Raw genomic sequence first — 14,429 nt, 5'->3', positions numbered from 1 at the left:
ACCGTCGCCTTACGCTACGACCCGTAGCGTAACTGGCCACGCCCCCTCACGCACAAGAGTGTTCGGTGATCTGTCTCACGGCTTCCGGGGTCGGTCGGATTTACCTACTGACGGGTATGGTCGCCGCATGCTCAGCCGCAGCCACCCCAAACCCGCACGATCGGGACGTCCTCGCAGCACCGAGGCCGACGAGGCGATCCTGGAGGCGACCAGAGCCTCGCTCGTGGACCTCGGCTGGTCGAAGCTGACCATGGGTGACGTGGCGACGCGGGCCGGGGTTGCCAAGACGACCCTCTACCGGCGCTGGGCGGGCAAGAACGAACTGGTCGTGGACGCGGTGGCCGTCCTCTTCGACGAGCTGGAGATGCCGGACCTGGGCAGCCTGGCCGCCGATGTGGAGGCGGTCGTGCTGCAGTTCGCCGCGCTGCTCGACCGGCCGGAGACCCGGACCGCGCTGATGGCGGTGGTCGCGGAGTCGACGCGGGACGAGGCGCTGCGGGCCCGCATCCGCGACTCGATCGTCAACCGGCAGAAGCGGCTCGTGCTCCAGGGGCGGCAGCGGGCGCAGGAGCGCGGCGAACTGCCCGTCGAGCCGGACGAGGCCACGGCGGACCTCACGGCGGACCTGATCTTCGATGTGATCGCCGGTGCGGTGGTGCACCGGACACTGGTGAGCGCCGAGCCCGTCGATGCCGACTGGGCCCGGCGCTTCACGCTGCTGCTGCTGGCGGGGCTGGGCGCGGCCGCCGGACAGCCGGTACGTCAGAAGCCCGCCGGCTCCGTGTAGACGCCCCACTCGTCGCGCAGGACGCCGCAGATCTCGCCGAGGGTCGCTTCCGCGCGGACCGCGTCGAGCATCGGCGCGATCATGTTGGAGCCGTCGCGGGCGGCGGCCAGCATGGCGTCCAGGGCGGTCTTGACCCGGGCGTCGTCGCGGGCCTCCTTGCGGCCGGCGAGGACGCGGACCTGCTCGCGCTCGACCTCGTGGCTGACGCGCAGGATCTCCAGGTCGCCGGTGACGGAGCCGTGCGCCACGTTGACGCCGACGACCCTCTTGTCGCCCTTCTCCAGGGACTGCTGGTAGCGGAACGCGGACTCGGCGATCTCGCCGGTGAACCAGCCGTCCTCGATGCCGCGCAGGATGCCGGAGGTGATCGGGCCGACCGGGTGCTGCCCGTCCGGGTGGGCGCGGGTGCCGCGCTCCTTGATCTGCTCGAAGATCTTCTCGGCGTCGGCCTCGATGCGGTCGGTGAGCTGCTCCACGTACCAGGAACCGCCCAGCGGGTCGGCCACGTTGGCGACGCCGGTCTCCTCCATCAGCACCTGCTGGGTGCGCAGCGCGATCTCGGCGGCCTGCTCGGAGGGGAGCGCCAGGGTCTCGTCCAGGGCGTTGGTGTGCAGCGAGTTGGTGCCGCCGAGGACGGCGGACAGGGCCTCGACGGCGGTGCGTACGACGTTGTTGTACGGCTGCTGCGCGGTGAGGGAGACCCCGGCCGTCTGGGTGTGGAAGCGGAGCCACTGGGCCTTGTCGGTCTTCGCGCCGTACGTCTCCTTCATCCAGCGGGCCCAGATGCGGCGGGCGGCGCGGAACTTGGCGATCTCCTCGAAGAAGTCGAGGTGCGCGTCGAAGAAGAAGGACAGGCCGGGCGCGAAGGTGTCGACGTCGAGGCCGCGGGAGAGGCCGAGCTCCACGTAACCGAAGCCGTCGGCGAGGGTGTACGCCAGCTCCTGCGCGGCCGTCGCCCCGGCCTCGCGGATGTGGTAGCCGGAGACGGAGAGCGGCTTGTACGCGGGGATGGAGGCGGCGCAGTGCTCCATCAGGTCCCCGATGAGGCGCAGATGGGGCTCCGGCTGGAAGAGCCACTCCTTCTGCGCGATGTACTCCTTGAAGATGTCGGTCTGGAGCGTGCCGTTGAGGACCGCCGGGTCGACGCCCTGGCGCTCGGCGGCGACCAGGTACATGCAGAAGACCGGGACGGCCGGGCCGCTGATCGTCATCGACGTCGTGACGTCGCCGAGCGGGATGTCCTGGAACAGGACCTCCATGTCGGCGGCGGAGTCGATGGCGACGCCGCAGTGGCCGACCTCGCCGAGCGCGCGGGGGTCGTCGGAGTCGCGGCCCATCAGCGTCGGCATGTCGAAGGCCACGCTGAGCCCGCCGCCGCCGGCGGCCAGGATCATCTTGTAGCGCTCATTGGTCTGCTCGGCGTTGCCGAAGCCGGCGAACTGGCGGATGGTCCAGGTGCGGCCCCGGTAGCCGGTCGGGTGGAGCCCCCGGGTGAAGGGGTACTCACCGGGCCAGCCGATCCGCTCGAAGCCCTCGTACGCGTCCCCGGGGCGGGGGCCGTAGACCGGCTCGACCGGGTCGCCCGAGAGCGTGGTGAAGTCCGCGTCACGCTTGCGGGCCTTGTCGTAACGGGCCTGCCAGCGGCGGCGGCCTTCCTCGATCGCGTCAGCGTCCATGCCCTCCAATTTACTAGGACGTCCTAGTAAATGTCGATGACCAACCGCCCGGCGCTTCGCGCGGGGCGGTTCGGCGAGGTCAGACGTTCGCGGGGGCCGCGGGCGTCGCGTCGGCGACCAGCGGCTCGACCTCGCGGACGACCTTGCGCTCCACGAAGAACGCGGCCGTCGGGATCGTGCCCGAGAGGAGCACCCAGGCGAGCTTGCCCAGCGGCCACTTCGCCTTGGAGCCCAGGTCGAAGGCGAAGATCAGGTAGATGATGTACAGCACGCCGTGGATCTGGGAGACGACGAGCGTCAGACCCTCGCCCTTGTCGAAGCCGTATTTGAAGATCATGCACACGCAGAGGATCAGCAACATGACGGCGGTGACGTAAGCCATCACCCGGTATCGGGTCAGCACACTGCGTTTCATGCCCACGAGCGTAACCGGACGTCCGGGGCGATCTTGCAGCGGGCCGGGCACCGGAACGGCGCTTCTCAGATCTCCTCGAAGTCCTGCGCGGCGATGCGCAGGGGCCGCAGCAGCGCGAAGATCTCGGCGCACTCCTCGGCGTCGTACACCCCGAGTCCGAACTCCATCGCGACCAGGTCCCGGGTGGCCGATTCCACGACCTCGCGGCCCTTGTCGGTGATCGAGGCCAGCGTGCCCCGGCCGTCGTTCGGGTTCGGGCGCTTGTCGACCAGGCCGGAGCGCACCAGCCGGTCCACCGTGTTCGTCACGGACGTCGGGTGGACCATCAGCCGCTCACCGATCTTGGACATCGGCAGCTCGCCCGCCTTGGAGAAGGTGAGCAGCACCAGCGCCTCGTACCGCGCGAAGGTCAGTCCGTACGGCTTGACGACGGCGTCGACCTCGGCGAGCAGGATCTGCTGCGCCCGCATGATCGAGGTGATCGCCCCCATGGACGGGACCGGGCCCCAGCGCTGCTGCCAGAGCTCGTCGGCGCGGGCGATGGGATCGAAGGGAAGGCTGAGCGGCTTCGGCACGGCCACGACCTTACCCATGGGGAACTTGTCGGTCCTCCCCGTCTCGCACTTCGGTCCGGCTCCCGGCAGCGGGTGCGGTTCCGCGGACCTCCGCGACCAGCGGGAGCAGGCAGAGCGTGCCGAGGACGGCCGCCCCCGCGACCACCTGATGAACGGGGAAGAACTCGGCGGCGAGCCCGGTGAGCGCCATCCCGACGCCCTGGAGCGTCATGAGCCCGGCGGTGAGCAGGGTCATGGCCCGCCCGCGCAGCTCCTCCGGGACGGCGGCCACGAACCACTGGTCGAGGCCGATGTTGTACGCGGACGAGGCGCCGACCACCACCAGCGCGGCGGCCGCCGCCGCGACGCCCGGCGTCAGCGCGTACACCGCGAGGGGCAGCAGCCCGGCGGCGGCCAGCGGCAGCACGATCCGCTCACGGGTGCGCGGGCGCAGCGCGGAGCCCGCGTACAGCTCGGCGGCGATGTGGCCGACGGGCATGGCGCACATCAGCAGCCCGAGCGCGGCCGGGCCGACCCCGATCTCGTCGGCGTACGGCGCCGCGACCGCCTCCGGGGCGACGACGAACAGCGGGGGCAGCCAGAACAGCAGCATCAGCGCCCGGAGGCGGCGGTGGCCGAGGACCAGCCGGGCGCCGGACAGGGACTCCCGCAGCAGTCCGGCGCCGCCTTCGCGGGCACGGGCCGGCCGGTCACGGGTGCCGAGGCGCAGCAGCGCCGCCGAGCAGAGGAAGGTGGCGACGGTGATCGTGATCGCGCCGCGCGGCGGGAGCACGGTCAGCAGCACCCCGCCGACGCCGAAACCGGCGAGCATCGACCCCTGCGAGATGATCCGCAGCAGCGAGCGCCCCAGCACGAACAGCTCGCCCTCGCCGAGGATGTCGGTGAGCGCGGCCATCCGCGTCCCGGTGAAGACCGGCGAGACGGCGGCGATCAGGCAGCGCAGCGCCAGCAGCCCGGCGACCGGGGTACCCGGCAGCACCATCACGGCGACGCAGACCGCGCACACCAGATCGCAGGTGACCAGGACCCGGCGGGCCGGGTAGCGGTCCGCGATCCCGGCGAGGAGCGTGCCGCCGACGAGGTACGGGAGCATGCCGAGCGCGAACGTGAGCGCGCTGAGCAGGGGCGACGAGGTGAGGTCGTAGACGAGGACGGTGAGCGCCAGCTCGCTGACGACGACGCCGAGCAGCGAGAGCAGATGCGCGGCGAACACCGCCCGGAACTCGCGTACGGCGAAGACGGCGCGGTAGCCGCGCGGGGCGGACGGGGCGTCCGCCGTGGCGTGGACGGTGCCCTGCGGGCGGGTGCTGTTGCTCGGCATGGCGGCAGCTTGGAGGAGCCGGTGCCCCGCTCCGTAGACTTTCGGCTGACACCGAATCTTCCCGGGGCCGCCATGCCGTTCCACCTGCATCTCGACGAGAACGACCTGCTGCGCTGCCGGTTCGCGCTCTCCCCGCTCTGGGAGACGCAGGCCGCCGTGCGGACGCTGCTGCGCCCGCGGCGGCACGGGTACCACCAGCCCTGGCTGCGGCGCATCGAGGGCGCGGCCTCGGGGCTCGATCTGCGGCCGCTGTGGTCGCTGATGACCGACGGCGGGCACAATCCGGACTTCCTCTGCCCGCCTCCCACCGGGCCCTACGTCGCGTTCGAGGACGAGATCGCGGCCGTACGCGCCACCGACCCGGAGCTGGTCGCCCAGGACCTGGCGCTGACGCTGGCCGACCGGCCGGGCGGCCCGGACTCCCCCGCCGGCCGGGCGCTGCTCGCCGACCCGGCGGGGACCCTGCGGGAGCTGGCGGATCTGCTCGAAGAGGCGTGGCGGACGCTGATCGAACCGGACTGGTCGCGGCTGCGCGCCCTGCTGGAGGCCGATATCGCGTACCACTCGCGGCGGCTGGCCGAGGTGGGATTCGCACGCCTTCTCGGGGAGTTGAGCCCGCAGCTGACGTGGACGGACTCCACCCTGACCCTGGTGGGGATGCGCGGCCGGCACTCCCGGGTGCTCGGCGGGCAGGGCCTCGTGCTGATCCCGAGCGTCTTCGCCTGGCCGGACGTGGTGAGCGGTTACGAACCGCCCTGGCCGCCCGCCGTGATCTACCCCGCGCGCGGCATCGGGGGCCTGTGGACGGAGCCGGGCGCGAGCACCCCTCAGGCGCTGGCGCGGCTGCTCGGGCGGGCGCGGGCGGACGTGCTGTGCGCGCTGGACGAGCCCGCGGGCACGAGCGCGCTGGCCCACCGGCTGGGCCTGGCGCCGTCCTCGGTGTCGGCGCACCTGTCGGTGCTGCGGGCGGCGGGGCTGCTGACCTCGCGGCGCTACGGACACCAGGTGCTGTACGAGCGGACGCCGCTGGGGATCGCGCTCGCGGCGCCGGAATGAGGAGAGCCCCCGCCGGTCCGGCAGGGGCTCATGGGCGGTGCGGGGTCACTCCGCGAGGTAGCGCTCGACCGTCTCGACCTTGGAGGTCAGGCCGTCGGTGACCCCGGGGCGGATGTCCGCCTTCAGGACCAGGGAGACCCGGCCCGCCCGCGCCTCGACGGCGGCGACGGCGCGCTTGACGACGTCCATGACCTCGTCCCACTCCCCCTCGATGGAGGTGAACATGGCGTCCGTGCGGTTGGGCAGCCCCGACTCGCGGACGACCCGGACGGCGTCGGCGACGTACTCACCGACGTCCTCGCCGGCCCCGAGCGGGCTGACGGAGAAGGCGACGATCATGCGCTGACCGTGCCTTCGCGGCGGGCCCGGGCGGCGATGACGCTGTCCGCCTCGTAGCGCTTGAGCACCTTGTCCCCGTACAGACCGCCGAACGGCAGCACGCACAGCAGGAAGAAGAACGCGACGCGCTTCAGCGGCCACTTGGTCTTCGCCCACACGTCGAGCAGCAGCACGACGTAGATCACGAAGAGCACGCCGTGCAGCATGCCCAGCGGCATCATCAGGAAGTCGATGTCGGAGACCCGGCTCAGCACCGAGCCGAAGAGGATCAGCGCCGGGAAGGACAGCGCCTCGGGAATCGAGATGAGGCGCAGCCGGTGCAGGGCGGTAGCGGTCTTGATGTCCACGGGGGCACCTTCGGTGGGAGGGTCGTGACAGCTTGTGAACGCACGCACAAGCGGCACCCATTGTGACATCGCGGGCGGGCGCCTCCGGCGCCGGGTCCGGACGGGCCGCCGGACCCGGCGCCCGTCGTTCCGTAAGAAGTACGTCCCCATCGCGTCCGGATCCCGTACCGGATGCGTATCAGGGGCGGTCAGGGGCGCCCGATCGCGTGGCTGCCCCTGTTCCGGCGGCGGTGGCTGCGGCTATTTTCGCCGGGTGGCAATGTTCCGGCTTGAGGGAAACAAGACGCTCGCCGTCGATCTGGCAGGCGATGCCGTCAAGGCGAAGAACGGCTCGATGGTCGCGTACGAGGGCCAGATGACGTTCAAGAAGATGACGGGCGGCGGTGAGGGACTGCGCGGGATGGTGACCCGCAGGCTGACCGGTGAGTCGATGGCGGTGATGCAGGTGACCGGCCAGGGCACCTGCTACTTCGCGGACCGGGCGAGCGAGATCAACCTCGTCTCGCTGCACGGCGACAAGCTGTACGTCGAGGCGAGCAATCTGCTCTGCACGGACGCGGGCCTGCGCACCGGCACCACGTTCACCGGCCTGCGCGGCGGGGCGACGGGCAACGGCCTGTTCACCACCACCGTGGAGGGGACCGGCCAGGCGGCGATCATGTCGGACGGCACGGCCGTGGTGCTCCGGGTCTCCCCCCAGTACCCGCTGTTCGTGGACCCGGGCGCGTACATCGCCCACCAGGGCAACCTCCAGCAGAACTTCCAGTCCGGGGTGAACTTCCGGACGCTGATCGGCGAGGGCTCCGGCGAGTCCTTCCAGATCCGGTTCGAGGGCGACGGACTGGTCTACGTGCAGCCCAGCGAGCGGAACACGATCGGGGGGAACGTCTGATGCCGTTCCGTGAGATCAACTCGAAGATGGTCGAGGCGACGGTGGTCCCCGGCCAGAAGATGTTCAGCCAGCGCGGGGCGATGCTCGCGTACCGGGGTGAGGTGGCGTTCACGCCGAACATCCAGGGCGGCCAGGGCGGCATGATGTCGATGATCGGCCGCCGGATGGCGAACGAGGCGACCCCGCTGATGACGGTCGAGGGCAACGGCACGGTGATGTTCGGCCACGGCGGCCACCACATCCATGTGATCAACCTCTCCGGTGACACCCTCTATGTGGAGGCGGACCGGCTGCTCGCCTTCGACGGCACGCTCCAGCAGGGCACGATGTTCATGGGCTCGCAGGGCGGGGTGATGGGCATGGTGCGCGGCCAGGTGACCGGGCAGGGCCTGTTCACCACGACCCTCAAGGGGCACGGGGCGGTGGCCGTGATGGCGCACGGCGGGGTGATCGAGCTGCCGATCACGCCGGGCCGCGAGGTGCACGTCGATCCCCAGGCGTACGTCGCCCACCACGGCGACGTACGCAACAAGCTCTCCACCGCGCTGGGCTGGCGCGAGATGGTGGGACGCGGCTCGGGCGAGGGCTTCCAGCTGGAGCTGAGCGGCAGCGGTGCGGTGTACGTCCAGGCGTCGGAGGAGAAGCTGTGAACGGGCCCGTGGTCTTCGACCCGATGACGCTGCCGGCGGACGACAACGTCAACGCGTACACCTTCTGTGTGGAGCTCAAGGGGAGCCAGTGGTTCCTCCAGAAGGGCAAGATGATCGCCTACTACGGGCAGATCAACTTCGACGGCATCGGACACGGCCGCTTCGAGCGGCTGGTCCGGTCGAGCTTCCACTCCCCGCTGCACGCGAGCGACTGGGTGGTGGCCGAGGGCAGCGGCAAGATGCTGCTCGCGGACCGGGCGTTCGATGTGAACTCCTACGACCTGGACGACGGGAACCTGACCATCCGGTCCGGCAACCTGCTCGCGTACCAGCCGTCGCTGGCGCTGAAGCAGTCGATCGTGCCCGGGTTCCTGACGCTGATCGGCACGGGCAAGTTCGTCGCCGCGTCCAACGGCCCGGTGGTCTTCATGGAGCCCCCGCTGCGGGTGGACCCGCAGGCCCTGGTCGGCTGGGCGGACTGCCCGTCCCCCTGCCACCACTACGACCACGGCTACATGACCGGCCTCCTGGGCGGCCTGCGCGGGCTGACCGGCATCGGCGGCGCCTCGGGCGAGGAGCACCAGTTCGAGTTCGTCGGCGCCGGTACGGTGCTTCTCCAGTCGTCCGAGGAGCTCATGGCCGAACAGGCGACGGGGGCGGTGCCGCAGCAGGCGGGGGTGCCGGGCGGAGGCGGCGGACCGGGGCAGACGCCCCGGGCGCCTGGTCAGCTGGGGGACCTCCAACGTCGCTTCGGGTTGTGAACGGTAGTCTGCGGAGTGTGACATCGAACGTCTGCGCCCCGGTGCGGGCCGCCCGTGCGGGTGGTGCGGTGCCGGGTGTCACACCTTCACACTTCGTCCGGCTTTCAACTTCTTAGGTAGAATCCATACATGGAGACCGAGACGGCCACCCGCTGGCTGAGCGACGCCGAGCAGTGCGCCTGGCGCACCCACCTGGACGTCAGCAGGCTGCTGATGCACCAGCTGGAGAAGGACCTCCAGCCGTTCGGGCTGACCAACAACGATTACGAGATCCTCGTCAACCTCTCGGAGTCGGACGACCGCCGCATGCGGATGAGCGACCTCGCGGGGGCGACCCTGCAGTCCAAGAGCCGGCTGTCGCACCAGATCACGCGCATGGAGAGCGCGGGTCTTGTGCGGCGCGAGAACTGCGAGTCGGACCGGCGGGGGTTGTACGCGGTGCTGACCGAGGAGGGGGCGGAGACGATGCGGCGGGTGGCGCCGCACCATGTCGCTTCGGTCCGCAAGCACTTCATGGATCTGCTGTCGCCGGAGGCGCTGGCGGAACTGCGGGCGGCGTTGACGCCGGTGGCGGAGCATTTGCGGGGGCAGCGGTAGAGGGCCTACCTGTAAGCCCCTCCGGCGATTGAGGAGCGGGGGTTCGGGGGCAGCGCCCCCGGGTGGGGCAGCCGTAGTTCGAAGCGGGCTCCCGACACCGTGAGGGTGCCGCTGTGGTGCGTGGCCACGTCTCGGGCGATGGCCAGGCCCAGGCCCGCCCCGCCGTCGTCCCGGGCCCGCGCCTCGTCCAGGCGGACGAAGCGCTCGAAGACGCGCTCGCGCTCCGCGTCCGGCACCCCGGCCCCGTCGTCCGTCACGGCGACGAGCACCTCTCCCGCGTCCCGGGCCACCGTGACGGACACCGAACGCACGGCGTGCCGCTGGGCGTTGTCCAGCAGGTTGCCGAGGACCCTGGCCAGGCGGGCGCGCGAACCGGTCACGTCGAGGCCGTCGTCACTCACGGACACCGTGACCGGGACGCGGTCGCCGACGCGCTGGGACACCTCCTCGCGGACCAGCGCCCCCAGGTCGAGCCGCGTGAGCCCCGCCCGCTCCCCCGCGTCCAGCCGGGCCAGCAGCAGCAGGTCCGCGGCGAGTGCCTGGAGGCGTACGGTGTCGGCGACCGCGCCCGGCACGTCCAGCAGCTCCGGGTGCGCGGCGCCCACCTCCAGCTGGGTGCGCAGCGAGGCGATCGGGCTGCGCAGCTCGTGCGAGGCGTCGGCCACGAAGCGCCGCTGCCGGCCGACGGACTCCTCCAGCGCGGCGAGGGTCTCGTTGGTCGTACGGGCCAGCCTCGCGACCTCGTCACGGGAGCCCGGTTCCGGCACCCTCCGGGCCAGGTCCTCGGACGCGGTGATCGCCGCCATCTCGCGCCGGATGCCCTCCACCGGGCGCAGGGCCCGCCGGGTCACCAGCCAGGTCACCACGGCGACCACCAGGAGCACCACGGGCAGCCCGGCCAGCATCGCCGAGCGCACGCTGTCCACGGCCCGCCGCTCGGCGGCGAGCGGGGCGCCCGCGTGGACGGTCAGGGTGTGTCCCGCCGGGTCCGTCGCCTCGACCGCGGCGAACCGGTAGTCGGCGCGGTCGCCGTCCACGGTGGCGGTGCCGTTGCCGAAGTCCGGTTCGTCCGTGGAGACCTCGCCGCGGCCCGGGTCGTCGCCGTCGCGGTCGTCCTCGTGGTCGTCGTCGCCCGCCCCGGCCGTCCCCGACGCGGCGACCCGGTCCGTGCCGGTGCCGGATATCGACTCCAGTTCCTTGGAGACGGCGACCACGCGCCCGTCCTCGTCGGTGACCTGGACCGGGTGCTCCTCCTCGTCACCCGTGTCCAGCTCGGCGTACGGCACACCGAGGGCCAGCTGTCCGGCGACCTCCCGTGCCGCCACCTCGGCCTGGAGGCCCGCCTGGTCGGTGAGATTGGCGCGCAGAACGAGCAGGACGGCGAGCCCGGCGGCGCCCAGGGCCAGGGCGACGACCACGGTGGCGCCGAGCGCGGCCCTGGCCCGTACCGACCTCACAGCGCCTCCAGCCGGTAACCGGCGCCCCGCACCGTGCGGATGGCGGCCGCGCCGAGCTTGCGGCGCAGGGTGCTGACGTACACCTCGACGATGTTCGGGTCGCCGTCGTACGCGAAGTCCCAGACGTGCTCCAGGATCTCCGCCTTGCTCACCACCTGACCGGCGCGCAGGGCGAGTTGTTCGAGCACGGCGAACTCCTTGGCCGTCAGGGCGATCTCCTCGCCGCCGAGGTGCAGGCGGCGGGCGGCGGTGTCCATGCGCAGGGCCCCCACCGTGACCACCGGCGAGCCGGTGCCGCCCCGGCGGCGCAGCAGGGCGCGGACCCGGGCGACCAGCACCACGTAACTGAACGGCTTGGTCAGGTAGTCGTCGGCGCCCGTGTCCAGGCCCTCCGCCTCGTCGTACTCGCCGTCCTTCGCGGTCAGCATGAGCACCGGTACGTCGTGGCCCGCGGCGCGCAGGGCGGCGCAGACGCGGTAGCCGTTCATCCCGGGCAGCATGATGTCGAGGATCACCAGGTCGTAGGCGCCGTCCGTCGCCCGGTGCAGGCCCTCGGCCCCGTCGTGCACGACGTCCACGGCGAATCCCTCGGCGGTGAGCCCCCGGGCCAGGGAGATCGCCAGCCGTTTCTCGTCCTCCACGATCAACAGGCGCATGCGCCCAGCGTCCCAAACGGAAGCTGAAGACGGTTTCAGGTGGCTTCAGGCTGCGTTCAGGGTGGCGTGGGCAGTGTGGGGGCGTCTCAGTTCGGTGATTCTTATCGATTCCGGGAGGAACCCTCATGAAGCGGAAGATCGTGATCGGTGTGGTGACGGCGGTGCTGATCGGGGGTGGGGCCGCCGGCGCGGCGGTCGCCGTGGGAGGTGACGACGACCGGGCCGCGCCCGCGCGGGTTCCGGCCGGGGCGAAGGCCGGGGCGCAGGCCGTGCCCGGCACGGTGACGGAGGCGGAGCTCGACGAGGAGGACGGGCGGCTGGTCTGGGAGCTGGAGGTGTACGGCTCCGACAAGGTGTGGCATGACGTGACGGTGGATGCGGGGAGCGGGAAGGTCGTCGGGAGCCGGGTGGACCGGGACGAGGACGGGCGCGGGGTGCCTCGGGGTGGGGTCGTGTCGTTGGACGAAGCGGTGAGGGCGGCGACGGGGGGCTGATCCCGGAGCGGGGCGCCTGCGGCGGGCCTTTTCCCCTCCCCGCCCCTTCCCGAAACCGGGGCGCTGCCCCGGACCCCGCGCCTCAAACGCCGGCGAGGCTACCTGTGAGCCCCTCCGGCGATTGAGGAGCGGGGGTGTGGGGGCAGCGCCCCCGCGACGGCCAGGGTCACGGCGCGTACGCCGACAGGACCGTGCCGTTCTCGAAGCCGGCGAGCACCGTGTCGCCCTGGGCGACGAAGGACACCGTCGCCGGGTCGAAGCGTTCGAGTGCCGGTTTCGGCCAGCCCTTGACCTCGCCGCCCCTCGGCAGGACCTCGCCCTCCGACGTGAGCGGTACGGCCCCCGGACCGTAGCCCTGCACGATCATCGCGCGGTCGCCGACGATGAACGGGGCGCCCGACTGGGCCATCGCGTCGTCGCAGTCGCAGGTCGACCACCGCGTCTCGCCGGACGCCAGGTCCACCCCGAAGATCCTGTTCCGGCTGCTGACCACGACCGTGCCGTCGGACGCCAGGGCGGGGCGGTACGCGAGGTCCACGCCGGGGAGGAGGGTGCGCCGTTTTCCGGGGGACGTCACGTCGGCCACCGCCAGGCCGTCCGGGCCAGGGCACAGGAGCCTGCTCCCCTTCAGGGCCGGGGTGCGGCACGGGGTTCCGGACTCCGCGACGCGGGACCCGTCCGACGCCTTCAGGACCGTCACCGCGTCGCCCGCCGCGACCAGGCGGCCGTCGGCCAGGAGGAGTTCGGGGGTGTCGGACGGCTCCCGCCACTCCTTGTCCCAGAGGCGGGCGCGGTCACCGGTCAAGCGGCGCGCGGTCAGCCGGCCCGTCGCGGCGCCCCGCGCCTTCGTGGCGTAGTACAGGGTGTCGCCCGACTGCACGGAGTCCGCCGCGGCCACCCCGTCCGGCAGCGGTTCGCGCCACTTCTCGGCGCCGTCGGACAGCGCCCGCGCCACCAGGGCGCCGCCCTCGAAGGCGTACACCGTGCCGTCCAGGACCGCCGCCACCGAGGTGGATCCGGACGCCGTTCGCGCGCCGCGCCACAGCCGCTTGCCGTCCGCCGCCGCGAGCGCGGTGATCCGGCGGGGGCCCGCGCACACCACGGACGTACCGGCGTACACGCACGCGACCGGGCCGTCGTCCACCTGGGCGTGCCAGGCCCGCCAGCCTTCCGGGCGGGTGGAGACATCGGCCGCCGCCGTGCCGAAGTCACCGGTACGGCCCGGATCCGCGCCCGGGAAGACGACCTGGCCGGCGCCCCCGGCGGACGCCGTCGGCCGGGTGGCCCCGGACGCGTCGTCCGGCCCGTCGTCACCGGAGAGGAGCCCCGGGAGGAGCACCGCGCCCAGCGCGACGCACGCCGCCGTCGCCAGCGCGGCGAGCCCGAGCCGCAGCCGCCTGCCGCCCTTCCGGGCCCCCGGCACCGCCACCGGCACGACCGGGGTGCGGGCGAACGCCGGGTGGTGGGGCGGGAGTGGCGGGGCGGCCGGGGGCGGTGCCACCGCCCGTGCGCAGGCGTCGGCCGCCGCCGCGTGGGCCGCCAGCTGCCCCCGTACCGCAGCGGTCCACGGGAACGCGCCCGGCGCGGGCCGCTCCGGCAGCAGCAGGTCCGCCAGACGGGCGGGCGTGGGCCGGGCCGCCGGGTCGGTGCGCAGGCACGCCTCGATCAGCGGGCGCAGGGCGGGCGGTACGCGGGAGAGCTCGGCCTCGCCCCGCGAGATCCGGAAGATCACGGCGGCCATGTCCGAGTCGTCGAACGGCCCGCGCCCCGTCGCCGCGAACGCCAGCACCGCGCCCAGGCAGAACACGTCGGACGCGGGCACCAGGGCGCGGGAGCCGTTGACGTGCTCGGGCGAGATGTAGCCGGGGCTGCCGACGACGACGCCGGTACGGGTGAGCTGGGTGGCGTCGAACGCCTGTGCGATCCCGAAGTCGATGACCTTGGGCCCGTCCGGCCCGAGGAGCACATTGCCCGGCTTCAGGTCGCGGTGCAGGACGCGTACGGCTTGCATGTCCGCGAGGGCCAGGGCCAGACCGGCGCCGAGGGCCCGGACCACCGGTTCGGGGAGCGGTCCGCCCCGGGCCACCGCCTCGGCGAGCGAGGGTCCCGGGACGTACTCGGTGGCCAGCCACGGCAGCCGGGCGCTCGCGTCGCCGCCCACGAGCGCGGCGGTGTGCGGGCTGCGGACGGCCTCGGCGGCGGCGATCTCGCGGCGGAAGCGGACCCGGAAGCCGTCGTCCAGGTCCAGGTCGGGGCGGACGGTCTTGAGGGCGACGAGGGCCGGCGGGCCGGCCGCGGGACGGGCGAGGAACACCTCGCCCATGCCGCCCGCGCCGAGCAGCCCGAGCAGCTGGTACGGCCCGGTCAGCCGGGCCCGGCCGGGCGGCAGCGGCTGGATCACAGTGC

At 72.6% G+C, this 14,429-nt stretch carries 16 protein-coding genes; 7 read left to right on the top strand and 9 right to left on the bottom strand.

What is annotated here, in order from left to right; all coding sequences use genetic code 11:
- Positions 1–127 precede the first annotated feature (127 nt).
- On the top strand, positions 128–787 hold the full coding sequence (locus tag OHS17_RS23695) for a TetR/AcrR family transcriptional regulator (RefSeq protein ID WP_330313773.1): 660 nt from the start codon (positions 128–130) through the stop codon (positions 785–787).
- Here OHS17_RS23695 and OHS17_RS23690 read toward each other — a convergent pair.
- The 4 genes from OHS17_RS23690 to OHS17_RS23675 all read right to left on the bottom strand — a co-directional run bounded on the left by OHS17_RS23690 (position 763) and on the right by OHS17_RS23675 (position 4,774).
- Positions 763–2,463, bottom strand: a complete 1,701-nt coding sequence (locus tag OHS17_RS23690) for an acyl-CoA mutase large subunit family protein (protein ID WP_161212858.1) — start codon at positions 2,461–2,463, stop codon at positions 763–765. The two genes, OHS17_RS23695 and OHS17_RS23690, sit on opposite strands and share 25 nt — an antisense overlap.
- 79 nt (positions 2,464–2,542) lie before the next feature.
- Positions 2,543–2,878 carry a DUF3817 domain-containing protein gene (locus OHS17_RS23685; protein WP_037785884.1) on the bottom strand — a complete coding sequence of 112 codons (336 nt, stop codon included), beginning with the start codon at positions 2,876–2,878 and terminating at the stop codon, positions 2,543–2,545.
- A 65-nt stretch (positions 2,879–2,943) separates the two neighbouring features.
- A complete protein-coding gene (locus OHS17_RS23680) occupies positions 2,944–3,453 on the bottom strand; it encodes a MarR family winged helix-turn-helix transcriptional regulator (RefSeq protein ID WP_026171455.1) in 510 nt (169 codons plus the stop codon).
- A 10-nt stretch (positions 3,454–3,463) separates the two neighbouring features.
- On the bottom strand, positions 3,464–4,774 hold the full coding sequence (locus tag OHS17_RS23675; protein ID WP_330313772.1) for an MFS transporter: 1,311 nt from the start codon (positions 4,772–4,774) through the stop codon (positions 3,464–3,466).
- A gap of 72 nt (positions 4,775–4,846) precedes the next feature.
- Between OHS17_RS23675 and OHS17_RS23670 the strand changes: the two genes are divergently transcribed.
- Positions 4,847–5,830: an ArsR/SmtB family transcription factor gene (locus OHS17_RS23670; protein WP_330313771.1), complete on the top strand. Its 984-nt coding sequence runs from the start codon at positions 4,847–4,849 to the stop codon at positions 5,828–5,830.
- Between the two features lie 45 nt (positions 5,831–5,875).
- On the opposite strand, the gene OHS17_RS23665 is transcribed toward OHS17_RS23670, so the two are convergent.
- Together OHS17_RS23665 and OHS17_RS23660 are read right to left on the bottom strand one after the other, a co-directional pair.
- Positions 5,876–6,169, bottom strand: coding sequence for an MTH1187 family thiamine-binding protein (locus tag OHS17_RS23665; protein ID WP_330313770.1), 294 nt, complete (start codon positions 6,167–6,169; stop codon positions 5,876–5,878).
- Positions 6,166–6,516, bottom strand: a complete 351-nt coding sequence (locus OHS17_RS23660; protein ID WP_018102592.1) for a DUF3817 domain-containing protein — start codon at positions 6,514–6,516, stop codon at positions 6,166–6,168. Before OHS17_RS23660 ends, OHS17_RS23665 begins: the two co-directional genes overlap by 4 nt.
- Positions 6,517–6,775: 259 nt before the next feature.
- On the opposite strand from OHS17_RS23660, the gene OHS17_RS23655 reads away from it, so the two are divergent.
- From OHS17_RS23655 to OHS17_RS23640, 4 genes are all read left to right on the top strand, one after another.
- Entirely contained in the window at positions 6,776–7,408 is a 633-nt protein-coding gene (locus OHS17_RS23655; RefSeq protein WP_018102593.1) for an AIM24 family protein, read from the top strand.
- Positions 7,408–8,058, top strand: coding sequence for an AIM24 family protein (locus tag OHS17_RS23650; RefSeq protein WP_018102594.1), 651 nt, complete (start codon positions 7,408–7,410; stop codon positions 8,056–8,058). The genes OHS17_RS23655 and OHS17_RS23650 overlap by 1 nt, the downstream gene beginning before the upstream one ends.
- On the top strand, positions 8,055–8,819 hold the full coding sequence (locus OHS17_RS23645) for an AIM24 family protein (protein WP_330313769.1): 765 nt from the start codon (positions 8,055–8,057) through the stop codon (positions 8,817–8,819). Before OHS17_RS23650 ends, OHS17_RS23645 begins: the two co-directional genes overlap by 4 nt.
- Before the next feature lie 129 nt (positions 8,820–8,948).
- Positions 8,949–9,416 (top strand): MarR family winged helix-turn-helix transcriptional regulator, encoded by a 468-nt coding sequence (locus OHS17_RS23640; protein WP_018102598.1) that lies wholly within the window; start codon positions 8,949–8,951, stop codon positions 9,414–9,416.
- 5 nt (positions 9,417–9,421) lie between these two features.
- Here the strand turns inward: OHS17_RS23640 and OHS17_RS23635 are convergent, their stop codons facing one another.
- The gene (locus tag OHS17_RS23635; RefSeq protein WP_330313768.1) at positions 9,422–10,873 is read right to left on the bottom strand and encodes a sensor histidine kinase; all 1,452 of its coding nucleotides are present in this window, start codon (positions 10,871–10,873) and stop codon (positions 9,422–9,424) included.
- A complete protein-coding gene (locus tag OHS17_RS23630) occupies positions 10,870–11,529 on the bottom strand; it encodes a response regulator transcription factor (protein ID WP_330313767.1) in 660 nt (219 codons plus the stop codon). The genes OHS17_RS23635 and OHS17_RS23630 overlap by 4 nt, the downstream gene beginning before the upstream one ends.
- Before the next feature lie 125 nt (positions 11,530–11,654).
- Between OHS17_RS23630 and OHS17_RS23625 the strand changes: the two genes are divergently transcribed.
- Entirely contained in the window at positions 11,655–12,023 is a 369-nt protein-coding gene (locus OHS17_RS23625; protein ID WP_330313766.1) for a PepSY domain-containing protein, read from the top strand.
- A 166-nt stretch (positions 12,024–12,189) separates the two neighbouring features.
- On the opposite strand, the gene OHS17_RS23620 is transcribed toward OHS17_RS23625, so the two are convergent.
- Positions 12,190–14,424 carry a protein kinase domain-containing protein gene (locus tag OHS17_RS23620; protein ID WP_330313765.1) on the bottom strand — a complete coding sequence of 745 codons (2,235 nt, stop codon included), beginning with the start codon at positions 14,422–14,424 and terminating at the stop codon, positions 12,190–12,192.
- Positions 14,425–14,429 lie beyond the last annotated feature (5 nt).

This window comes from Streptomyces sp. NBC_00523 (genome assembly GCF_036346615.1).
Lineage (GTDB): Bacteria > Actinomycetota > Actinomycetes > Streptomycetales > Streptomycetaceae > Streptomyces.
The sequence above is the reverse complement of the archived record's forward strand: the minus strand, read 5'-3'. Positions and strand labels throughout refer to the sequence as shown.

Bases quoted from the DNA above. Each gene is read 5' to 3' on its own strand.
- OHS17_RS23625 (WP_330313766.1), top strand. From the start codon at position 11,655: ATGAAGCGGAAGATCGTGATCGGTGTGGTGACGGCGGTGCTGATCGGG.
- OHS17_RS23650 (WP_018102594.1), top strand. From the start codon at position 7,408: ATGCCGTTCCGTGAGATCAACTCGAAGATGGTCGAGGCGACGGTGGTC.
- OHS17_RS23685 (WP_037785884.1), bottom strand. From the start codon at position 2,878: ATGAAACGCAGTGTGCTGACCCGATACCGGGTGATGGCTTACGTCACC.
- OHS17_RS23670 (WP_330313771.1), top strand. From the start codon at position 4,847: ATGCCGTTCCACCTGCATCTCGACGAGAACGACCTGCTGCGCTGCCGG.
- OHS17_RS23665 (WP_330313770.1), bottom strand. From the start codon at position 6,169: ATGATCGTCGCCTTCTCCGTCAGCCCGCTCGGGGCCGGCGAGGACGTC.
- OHS17_RS23640 (WP_018102598.1), top strand. From the start codon at position 8,949: ATGGAGACCGAGACGGCCACCCGCTGGCTGAGCGACGCCGAGCAGTGC.
- OHS17_RS23675 (WP_330313772.1), bottom strand. From the start codon at position 4,774: ATGCCGAGCAACAGCACCCGCCCGCAGGGCACCGTCCACGCCACGGCG.
- OHS17_RS23630 (WP_330313767.1), bottom strand. From the start codon at position 11,529: ATGCGCCTGTTGATCGTGGAGGACGAGAAACGGCTGGCGATCTCCCTG.
- OHS17_RS23690 (WP_161212858.1), bottom strand. From the start codon at position 2,463: ATGGACGCTGACGCGATCGAGGAAGGCCGCCGCCGCTGGCAGGCCCGT.
- OHS17_RS23695 (WP_330313773.1), top strand. From the start codon at position 128: ATGCTCAGCCGCAGCCACCCCAAACCCGCACGATCGGGACGTCCTCGC.
- OHS17_RS23655 (WP_018102593.1), top strand. From the start codon at position 6,776: ATGTTCCGGCTTGAGGGAAACAAGACGCTCGCCGTCGATCTGGCAGGC.